The 9826-nt window shown below is 70.2% G+C and carries 10 protein-coding genes; 7 read left to right on the top strand and 3 right to left on the bottom strand.

Features of this window, described 5'->3' with window-relative positions; genetic code table 11:
• Window positions 1-1358 (bottom strand): DUF6777 domain-containing protein (locus ACFXB5_RS11355; protein WP_385205455.1); only part of this gene is annotated, 1358 nt, incomplete at its 3' end.
• Between the two features lie 390 nt (window positions 1359-1748).
• On the opposite strand from ACFXB5_RS11355, the gene ACFXB5_RS11350 reads away from it, so the two are divergent.
• Window positions 1749-2633: a universal stress protein gene (locus tag ACFXB5_RS11350; RefSeq protein ID WP_385205453.1), complete on the top strand. Its 885-nt coding sequence runs from the start codon at window positions 1749-1751 to the stop codon at window positions 2631-2633.
• Window positions 2634-2700: 67 nt separating this feature from the next.
• On the opposite strand, the gene ACFXB5_RS11345 is transcribed toward ACFXB5_RS11350, so the two are convergent.
• A complete protein-coding gene (locus tag ACFXB5_RS11345; RefSeq protein ID WP_385205450.1) occupies window positions 2701-3726 on the bottom strand; it encodes a 6-phosphofructokinase in 1026 nt (341 codons plus the stop codon).
• Window positions 3727-3954: 228 nt separating this feature from the next.
• Between ACFXB5_RS11345 and ACFXB5_RS11340 the strand changes: the two genes are divergently transcribed.
• From ACFXB5_RS11340 to ACFXB5_RS11325, 4 genes are all read left to right on the top strand, one after another.
• Entirely contained in the window at window positions 3955-4119 is a 165-nt protein-coding gene (locus ACFXB5_RS11340; RefSeq protein WP_385205448.1) for a hypothetical protein, read from the top strand.
• A 161-nt stretch (window positions 4120-4280) separates the two neighbouring features.
• On the top strand, window positions 4281-5114 hold the full coding sequence (locus tag ACFXB5_RS11335; RefSeq protein WP_385205443.1) for an RNA polymerase sigma factor SigF: 834 nt from the start codon (window positions 4281-4283) through the stop codon (window positions 5112-5114).
• A gap of 188 nt (window positions 5115-5302) precedes the next feature.
• On the top strand, window positions 5303-6133 hold the full coding sequence (locus tag ACFXB5_RS11330; protein ID WP_020870119.1) for an RNA polymerase sigma factor SigF: 831 nt from the start codon (window positions 5303-5305) through the stop codon (window positions 6131-6133).
• Between the two features lie 66 nt (window positions 6134-6199).
• Window positions 6200-7039, top strand: a complete 840-nt coding sequence (locus ACFXB5_RS11325) for a hypothetical protein (RefSeq protein ID WP_385205439.1) — start codon at window positions 6200-6202, stop codon at window positions 7037-7039.
• 150 nt (window positions 7040-7189) lie between these two features.
• Here ACFXB5_RS11325 and ACFXB5_RS11320 read toward each other — a convergent pair whose 3' ends face one another.
• Window positions 7190-7390, bottom strand: coding sequence for a hypothetical protein (locus tag ACFXB5_RS11320; RefSeq protein ID WP_385205437.1), 201 nt, complete (start codon window positions 7388-7390; stop codon window positions 7190-7192).
• A gap of 212 nt (window positions 7391-7602) precedes the next feature.
• Here ACFXB5_RS11320 and ACFXB5_RS11315 point away from each other — a divergent pair, with 212 nt between their 5' ends.
• Window positions 7603-8091 (top strand): MarR family winged helix-turn-helix transcriptional regulator, encoded by a 489-nt coding sequence (locus tag ACFXB5_RS11315; protein ID WP_385205435.1) that lies wholly within the window; start codon window positions 7603-7605, stop codon window positions 8089-8091.
• An 8-nt stretch (window positions 8092-8099) separates the two neighbouring features.
• A partial coding sequence (locus ACFXB5_RS11310; RefSeq protein WP_385205432.1) for an MDR family MFS transporter occupies window positions 8100-9826 on the top strand: 1727 nt, incomplete at its 3' end.

Raw genomic sequence — 9826 nt, 5'->3', positions numbered from 1 at the left:
CACACGTTCGCGGGTGTTGTGGGGGTGTATTTGTGTGTGGGCGCGGGGGGGTGGGGGGGGGGGTTTGGGGGGGGGGGGGGGGGGGGGGGGGGCGGGGGCGGGGGGGGGGGGGGGGGGGGGGGCGGGGGGGCGGGGGGGGGGGCCGGGGGGGGGGGGGGGGGGGCCGGGTTCGGGGGCGGCTGATTGGGCGGCGGCTGGTTCGGAGGGGGCTGCGGTTGCTGCTGCTGGCCAGGGTCCGAGGGCTGGTCCTGGGGCTGCTGCTGAGCCGGGTCCGACGGCTGGTCCTGCGGCTGCTGCTGGCCCGGGTCCGTCGGCTGGTCCTGGGGCTGGTCCTGGGGCTGCTGGCCGGGGTCCGAGGGCTGGTCCTGCGGTTGCTGCTGACCCGGGTCCGACGGCTCGTCGGAGGGCTGCGACTGCTGCGAGGGGGTTCCGGACGGGCGCTCGGTCTCCAGCGGGGTGAACCGGTCCGACGGCTTCATGGTGACCTTCGGCGCCTCCCGCAGCCGCGGGGCGTGCTGCTCCCCCGGCATCGCCAGGTACTTGGGGTAGTCGGCGCGGGCCAGCACCGTGTCCCGCGGGTCGCCGCTGCCGTCGCCGTCACCGAGCGGGCGCTTCAGGAGCTCGGCCTTGCCGATCCCCACCAGGACGAGGTGCTTGGCGTTCTTCGTGGCCGGCCGGATGACGGTCACCGTGCTACGGGAGAAACCGTTCCACTCGGGCCCGGTGAAGGTCGGCTTGGCATTGCGCGGCGGGGCCGAGACCCTTACCGGATTTCCGGAGTCGCACTTCACGACGGGCAGACCGCGCTCATCCACGAAAACCGCCGTTCCGGCCTGGAGAACGGCGGACACCGGCTTCACCCCGCCACGGTAGCCGTAGGTCTTCGCGTAGGTGTCGGAGCGCAGGGTGACGCTCGTGAGCCGGTTGACGAAATCGGGGATGCCGTCGGGCGAGATGTGCTGGACCTTGCTCCAGGCGGCGCCCCTCTGCTTGTCGGCGTCGAGGTCGTGGAGCAGTCCCTGCCGGTCACAGGGCTGCCGGTTCCGGACCCCGGCGTAGAGACCGGGGGTGTTGCCGCGGAAGGCACGCCCTCCGTTGGAGGGCGAGACCACGTGTTTGCGGTCCCGGCCCATGGAGGAGGTGAACGCGGGGACAGAGGTCTTTCCGACGGGTTCCCGCCGGTATTCGACCGTCGAGGCGTATCCGGGGGCTTCGCCGGGCGCCTCTTTGGAGGCTTCCCCGGATGCCTTTTCGGAGGAGGAGACCATCCCAAGGACCACCACGACGGCGATCACGACGACGAAACCGACGACGAATGCTGAACGACGCGAGGGGAGGTGCCATGAGATCGAGCGCATTTCCCTCTCCTTCCCTTACCTCGCCCCCCATCCTGCGCTCGCTCCGCACACCCCCGCTTCCCCCGAAACCTTGACATCTCACCCCACCTTTGGGGGACTTGGGCCGCGTTTACCCGTCGCCGCTCGCAGAACCGCCCCCGATCCGGGGTGCACCCGGACCGGGAGCGGTCACTACCCCTCGCGGTCTGTGCGCGGCGAATCCTCCGACCATGTCGGATCTTCGTCGCGTATCTAGACTAAACGGACGTGCTCCAGTTGGCAGCGGAACGGACAGGAGATACGGACCGGAGTTCCCGCCCGGAGTTCCAGCCCGGGGTGACGGACCAGGGTGACGGACCGGGGTCGGACCGAGACGGACCGGGGTGGCGGACGGCAGTCGAGGAGGACCGGATGAGCGGCCCTGTGGTGGCGGGGGTCGACGGCTCCCGGCGCAGCCTTACGGCGGCCGAGTGGGCCGCGCGGGAGGCGGCGCGGCGCGGGGTCGCGCTGCGCCTCGTGCACGCCTGCCCGCCGCTACCGCGCAGGGTCTCGCCGGTGCCCGGGGTGGACGCCTGGCAGAACGTGGGCGAGCAGATGCTCGGGCAGACGGTGGCCGACTTCCGGGCGCGCTTTCCGGAGCTCGGGATCGACGGGGAGCACACCGCCGCCGAACCGGCCGAGGCCCTGCTCACGGCCGCCGCGAGCGCCGGGCTGCTGGTGGTCGGGGCCCGGGGCTGGGGCGGCTTCGAGGGGCTGGCGGTGGGCTCCGTGGCGCTGCGGGTGGCGGCGATGGCGGACTGCCCCGTCGTCACGGTGCCGGATGAGCGACGTACGGGCGCCGGGTGGGACGGTACGGACGCGGACGAGGTGCAGCTCGGCTTCGACGCGCACGCCCCGGCGGAGGCCCCGACCGTCTTCGCGTTCCGCGCCGCCCAGGAGCGGGGCGTCCCGCTGCGGGTGGTGCACGCGTGGGCGCTGCCCCCGGCCTCCCCGTCGGCCTGGATGCTCACGGTGCTGGAGGAGGACCGCGCGATGTGGGAGGACCAGGAGAGCCAGGTGGTCTCCGACGCCCTGCGGCCGTGGCGGGAGGGCTGCCCCGAGGTCACCGTGGTGCCGGACGTCGTTCTGCTCAACCCGGCGGAGGCGCTGGTCAGAGCCTCGGAGCGGGCCGGGCTGCTGGTGATCGGGCGCCGTACGGCAACCCGGCCCACCCAGCTGCGGCTGGGGCCGGTGGCCCATGCGGTGCTGCACCACGCCCACTGCCCGGTGACGGTCGTACCGCACCCCGAGCCCTGAGCCCGCCCTCCCGCGCGCCGGGGCCCGGGCCCCGCACCTGGACCCGCATCCCGCATCCCGCGGGCGCTCAGCCGAAGAACACCCCGAATTCCGAGTACAGCGCGGGATCGACGCCCTTGGTGCCCACTGTGGCCTCCGCGAGCGGTATCCGCACGATGTCCGTGCCGCGCAGCGCCACCATCGTGCCGAAGTCCCGGTCCTTGACCGTGTCGATCGCGCGCAGCCCGAAGCGGGTGGCCAGCCAGCGGTCGAAGGCGCTGGGCGTCCCACCGCGCTGGATGTGGCCCAGGACCGTGGTGCGGGCCTCCTTACCGGTGTGATCGGCGATCTCGTGGGACAGCCACTCGCCGATACCGGACAGCCGGACATGGCCGAACTCGTCCAGGCTGGAGTCCTTGACCACCATCTGGCCCTCCTTCGGCACGGCCCCCTCCGCCACCACCACGATCGGCGCGTATCTGATCGTGAAGCGGTTCTCCACCCAGGCGCAGACCTGGTCGATGTCGAAGGGCTGCTCGGGGATCAGGATGACGTTGGCACCGCCCGCGATGCCCGAGTGGAGGGCGATCCAGCCGGAGTGCCGCCCCATGACCTCGACCACCAGGGTGCGGGTGTGGGATTCGGCGGTGGTGTGCAGCCGGTCGATCGCCTCGGTGGCGATATTGACGGCGGTGTCGAAGCCGAAGGTGTAGTCGGTGCCCGCCACGTCGTTGTCGATCGTCTTGGGCACCCCGACCACCTGGATTCCCTCGCCCGCCAGCGCCGCGGCGACCCCGAGCGTGTCCTCGCCGCCGATCGCGACGAGCGCGTCCACCTCGTACTCGGCGAGCGTCTCCCGCACCCGGTCCACCCCGTCCTCACCGGCCAGGGGGTTGGTCCGGGAGGAGCCGAGGATGGTGCCGCCGCGCGGCAGGATGCCGCGCACGGCCGGGACGTCCAGCGGCACGATGGCCCCTTCGAGCGCGCCGCGCCAGCCGTCCCGCACCCCGACGAACTCGAAGCCGTGGACCTCCACGCCCTTCCGGACGATGCCGCGGATCGCGGCGTTGAGCCCGGGGCAGTCACCGCCGCCGGTCAGCACACCGACACGCATCTCCGCTCCCTCCGCCGACGGCGCGAGCCGCTGCCGTCGCCGCTCTTCCGGCACCACTCTTGCCCCCCTCTTCCTCCAGAATCCACCCATATGTAGCGCGGTGCCCACAGCGGTGTAGGGGTGTCCCCACAACACCGATCTGTTCATCCGACTGATACGACTGATGCGCCAGAGGTGTGGATAGACTCTCGCAACTGCACGAGGGCACAGCGGGGAGAGGCAGCACAGATGGCCCAGGCGAAGAGAATCGCGCTCTACATGCTGATCGTCTTCGTGCTGTACACGATCATCAAGACGCCGGCCCGGGCAGCCGACCTCGTCCAGGTCGGTTTCGAGGGCATATCGGACGCCGCCAAGAGCGTCGGCGAGTTCATGACGGAACTGACCAACTAGCCTCGCCCCCTTCCGCTCCCGCCCTCGAACCCTCGCTCCCCCTAGCCCCATATCGGGCGATTCCTCCACCAACACGTAGTAAAGCGGTGCTTGCACACAGTGCACATGTCTTGTGATGCTATGACCGCTTTTGCCGGGTGAGTACATCGTGAAGGGGTGGCGTGACCGTGTCGGCCCGTACCGCGCCCAGAACCCCGCCCCAGGGCGATGGCGGCAGCGAAAGCGGCAGAAGCCGCGGGGCTGACGCCAGAGCGCTCACCCAGGTGCTCTTCGCCGAGATCTCGCGCCTCACCCCCGGAACCCCCGAGCACGCCCGCGTGCGCGCCGCGCTGATCGAGGCCAATCTGCCGCTGGTGCGCTACGCCGCGGCCCGCTTCCGCAGCCGCAACGAGCCCATGGAGGACGTGATCCAGGTCGGCACCATCGGCCTGATCAACGCGATCGACCGCTTCGACCCGGACCGCGGGGTGCAGTTCCCGACCTTCGCCATGCCGACCGTCGTCGGTGAGATCAAGCGCTACTTCCGCGACAACGTCCGCACTGTCCACGTCCCGCGCCGGTTGCACGAGCTATGGGTGCAGGTCAACGGCGCGACCGAGGACCTGACCGTGCTGCACGGCCGCTCCCCGACGACGGCCGAGATCGCCGAACGGCTCAAGCTCAGCGAGGAGGAGGTGCTGGCCTGCATCGAGGCGGGCCGCTCGTATCACGCCACCTCCCTGGAGGCCGCCCAGGAGGGCGACGGACTGCCCGGACTGGTCGACCGGCTCGGCTACGAGGATCCCGCGCTCGCCGGAGTCGAGCACCGCGATCTGGTGCGCCATCTGCTCGTACAACTGCCCGAGCGCGAGCAGCGTATCCTTTTGCTCCGTTACTACAGCAATCTGACGCAATCTCAGATCAGTGCCGAGCTCGGCGTCTCCCAGATGCATGTGTCCCGGCTGCTGTCCCGGAGCTTCGCCCGGCTGAGATCCGCAAACCGGATCGAGTCCTGATCCTTGCGAGGGACCTCCACCCCGGGACCTCAAGGCTGTAATGTCGACATGGCGCTACAGCGTGTTGCCGACATGTGACATTCTGCAGGAACCGCGTTTGCCGCGGCCCGACCTCCGGTATTCAGGGGGAGGCTGCGTCGGACGCGAACCGCGCAGCTGGGATCCGTCCGCGACCTCTAGGGGGTGGCATGTCCGTAGAACTGGGCAGCTCGAAGGTGCTCAACAACGACGCACCGCTCATGCCCGACGACTGCGACGCCATCGACACCCGCACCCTCTCCCGCTCCCTCTTCCTGCGGCTCGCCACACTCGACAAGGACAGTGCGGAAGCCGGCTACGTCCGTGACACCCTCATCGAGCTGAACCTCCCGCTCGTCCGTTACGCGGCGGCCCGGTTCCGCAGCCGTAACGAGCCGATGGAGGACATCGTCCAGGTCGGCACCATCGGCCTGATCAAGGCGATCGACCGCTTCGACTGCGAACGCGGCGTGGAGTTCCCGACGTTCGCCATGCCGACCGTCGTGGGCGAGATCAAGCGCTTCTTCCGCGACACCAGCTGGTCGGTGCGGGTCCCACGGCGGCTGCAGGAGCTTCGCCTGGCCCTCACCAAGGCCAGTGACGAGCTGTCACAGAAGCTCGACCGCTCCCCGACCGTCACCGAGCTCGCCACGGCGCTGGGCGTCTCCGAGGAGGACGTGGTCGACGGGCTCGCCGTGGGCAACGCCTACACGGCAAGCTCGCTGGACTCCCCGTCCCCCGAGGACGACGGCGGCGAGGGGTCGCTCGCCGACCGGCTCGGGTACGAGGACAGCGCACTGGAGGGCGTGGAGTACCGCGAGTCGCTCAAGCCCCTGCTGGCCAAACTGCCGCCGCGCGAGCGCCAGATCATCATGCTGCGCTTCTTCGCCAATATGACGCAGTCGCAAATCGGCGAAGAGGTCGGGATCTCCCAGATGCATGTCTCCCGGCTGCTCACCAGGACCCTGGCCCAGCTGCGCGAGGGCCTGATCTCGGACTGAGCCGCCACTGGCCGGTCCCCTGCCGGATCCCTGTACACCTGACGGGTCGTCAGCCACACTGGCCCGATGCGATACGCATGGAGCCGGACAACGGGCCGCCGAGGCACGGCAATCGCCTCCTCGGCGGCCGCGCTGTGCCTGGGGGCACTCCTCAGCGGCTGCGGCGGTGGCGGCGACGGCTATGTGGCCGCCGGAGCGGCCGGGCCCGACGGCCAGCGGACCACGAACGCCGTGCCGCCCAAGGGCGACGTCGACCTGGTGCCCCTGGACGAGGACGGCGCGGACAACGATCGCGACGGTAAGGGCGGCGCGGACGGGAAGCGCGATCGTGGCGCGGCCGGACCCACCGCCACCACGGGCGACGACGGAACGGACGGACCGGCCTCGCGGTCGCCCTCGGCATCCGCGAAGGCCCCCGGCCGTACGGACGGCTCGGACGACCCGGGCGGCGGGAAGAGCGGCTCCGGGGCCCCGGGACGTACGGACGACGGCCCCAAGGGCGGCGACGGGCCCACCGGCGACGGATCCGGCGCGCCCTCGCCCTCCAGCCCGGGCTCGGGCTCCTCGGACCCCTCCGGCACCCCCACGCCCACCGGACCGGCCGCTCTCAAGGTCGGCAAGCCGGAGCGCACGGCGACCGATGAGCGCTGGTGCGAGAAGGTGAAGGTCGAGTTCCGCAACACCGGAGGAGCGCCGATCGCCTCAGGCACCGTCACCTTCGGGACGCATGTGATCGACGCGCTCGGCATCGACTGGGCCACGCTGAAGTCCAAGGAAGAGCTGCCCGCGCCGATCGGCGCGGGCCAGAAGAAGGAGAAGACCTGGACGGTGTGCGTGGACGACTGGCGGGTGCCGCTGGGCATGCATATCGAGACACAGGACATCTCGGTCAGCTGGAAGCCGTAAGGCCGGCCCGGCAGCCGTAAGGGGCGCGGGAGCTCAGTGCTCCCCGCGAGAACTCAGTGCTCCCCGCGAGAACTCAGCGCTCCCCGCGGGAGCTCGGACCCCCGCGGCAAGCGTTCAGGGCTTCGCGGTAAGCGTCAGGGCTTCGCGGACTCAGCCCAGCGCCAGCCAGGCCACGGCCGCGACGATCACGACCGCCGCGACCACACCGACGATCAGGCCGACGCGCGAACCGCCGCCCGATGCGGTGGACGTCTGAGGCTGCCGAGTGCCCTCGTCGACGAAGGCGCGGAACATCTGGGTGGAGCCGGACGGGTCCTGGTTCCCGTTGGGGCTCTGGGGGTTGTTCGCCATGAGCCCCGACCTTAGCGAACGAGCGGATTCCGTGACACCCCCGGGCCTCAGCAGTCCCTTGCACCTCAGCCGCCCCGCTTGACCGACTCCAGGAGGACTCTTTAACGGCAATTTACCGCCCAGACCGTCCTTTCATTTGCCTGTAGCAACTAACTTCTTCTATGGTTGCCTTAAGCAACTGACCATTCCGATCAATCCCTCTGGGAGGTGCCGTGGCCACACAGCGCCACTACGAGGAGCTGGCCCGGCAGCTCAGCGCCATCGGCACCATCAAGCGCGGGCTCGGGCGCGCCCTGCCGGCCGACTGCCCGTCGGGCGCCGCCATCGTCCTGATGCTCCTCGACCGCTACGGCGAGATGCGCATGGGCAGGCTCGCCGAGCTGCTCGACATCGACATGTCGGTGACCAGCCGGCACGTGGCGCATGTCGCGAACCGCGGCTGGGTGGACCGCAAGCCCGACCCGCTCGACCGGCGGTCGCGGCTGCTGAGCATCAACCCCAGCGGTCGAGCACTGCTCGGTCAGGTCTCCGAGCGCTACACGGACGCGCTCGCCAGCTGTCTGAGCGACTGGTCGGACGAGGACGTCGACCGCCTCAATGAACTTCTCGCCCGGTTGCGGTCGAGTTTCGGGGACACCCGTTCCCGGGCTCTGCCGCATCAGGCGGAGACCAGCATCACCCGTACACCTTCGCAACGTTAAGGAACTTCATGGCAACGACCACACCGGACGGCGGTGTGCGGGGACCCGCGGGGCACCCCGCCCACGCCAAGCACGGCGGAGGAGGGCACAGAGGCCAGCACGGCCACGAAGCGGACTCCTCGACGCCGATGACCCACCGGCAGATCATGGAGGCGCTCTCCGGGCTGCTGCTGGGGATGTTCGTCGCGATCCTGTCGTCGACGATCGTCTCCAACGCGCTGCCCGAGATCATCTCCGATCTCCACGGCGGTCAGTCCGCCTACACCTGGGTCGTCACCGCCACCCTGCTCGCCATGACCGCCGCCACCCCGCTGTGGGGCAAGCTCTCCGACCTCTTCAGCAAGAAGCTGCTGGTCCAGATCGCCCTGCTGATCTACGTCGCCGGCTCCGTGGTGGCCGGTCTGTCGCAGAACCCCGGCATGCTGATCGCCTGCCGTGTGGTGCAGGGCATCGGCGTCGGCGGTCTGTCCGCCCTCGCCCAGGTCGTCATGGCGGCGATGATCTCCCCGCGTGAGCGCGGCCGTTACAGCGGCTACCTCGGCGCGACCTTCGCCGTCGCGACCGTCGGCGGTCCGCTGCTGGGCGGCGTGATCACCGACACCGACTGGCTGGGCTGGCGCTGGTGCTTCTACGTCGGCGTGCCGTTCGCCGTCATCGCGCTGATCGTCCTCCAGAAGACCCTGAAGCTCCCCGTGGTGAAGCGGGACGTCAAGGTCGACTGGAGCGGTGCCTTCTTCATCAGCGCCGCGGTCTCGCTGCTGCTGATCTGGATCACCTTCGCGGGCGACAAGTACGACTGGATCTCGTGGCAGACCTACGCGATGGTCGGCGGTTCGATCGCGCTCGGTCTGATCTTCCTGCTGATCGAGTCCAAGGCGAGCGAGCCGATCATCCCGCTGCGGCTGTTCCGCAACAAGACGATCACCCTCGCCTCGCTGGCGTCGCTCTTCGTCGGTATCGCGATGTTCTCCGGCACCGTGTTCTTCAGCCAGTACTTCCAGCTGGCGCGCGGTGAGACGCCCACGATGTCCGGCGTCATGACCATCCCGATGATCGGTGGCCTGTTTATCTCCTCGACCGTTTCCGGTCAGGTCATCACCAAGACCGGTCGCTGGAAGGCCTGGCTGGTCATCGGTGGTGTGCTGGTGACCGCGGGTCTCGGGCTGCTGGGCACCATCCGGTACGACACCCCGTACTGGCACATGGCGATCTACATGGCGCTCATGGGTCTCGGCATCGGCATGATGATGCAGAACCTGGTGCTGGCCACCCAGAACCAGGTGGCCCCGCAGGACCTCGGCGCGGCCAGCGCCGTCGTCACCTTCTTCCGCTCCCTGGGCGGTGCGGTGGGCGTCTCGGCGCTCGGCGCGGTGCTCGCCAACCGTGTCACCCACTACGTCAAGGACGGCGTGACCGACCTCGGTCCCAAGGGCGCCGCGCTGGGCCACGGCGGCACCGGCGGCGGGGGCATCCCCAACGTCAAGGCGCTGCCCGAGCCGCTGCGCACGATCATGGAGAGCGCCTACGGCCACGGTGTCGGGGACGTCTTCCTCTCCGCCGCCCCGGCCGCGTTCCTCGGTCTGCTGCTGACCCTGTTCATCAAGGAGGTCGCCCTGAAGACCAACTCCGGCTCCCAGCAGGCGGCCACGGCCACCTCGGACGCCCCGGCCGCCGACGCGGTCCCGGCCGACGCGGTGGGGGCCCCCCCCGCCCCCCCGCGCGGGGGGGGGGGGGG

It is taken from the genome of Streptomyces sp. NPDC059455 (assembly GCF_042750115.1).
Taxonomy (GTDB): Bacteria; Actinomycetota; Actinomycetes; order Streptomycetales; family Streptomycetaceae; genus Streptomyces; species Streptomyces endocoffeicus.
The sequence above is the reverse complement of the archived record's forward strand: the minus strand, read 5'-3'. Positions and strand labels throughout refer to the sequence as shown.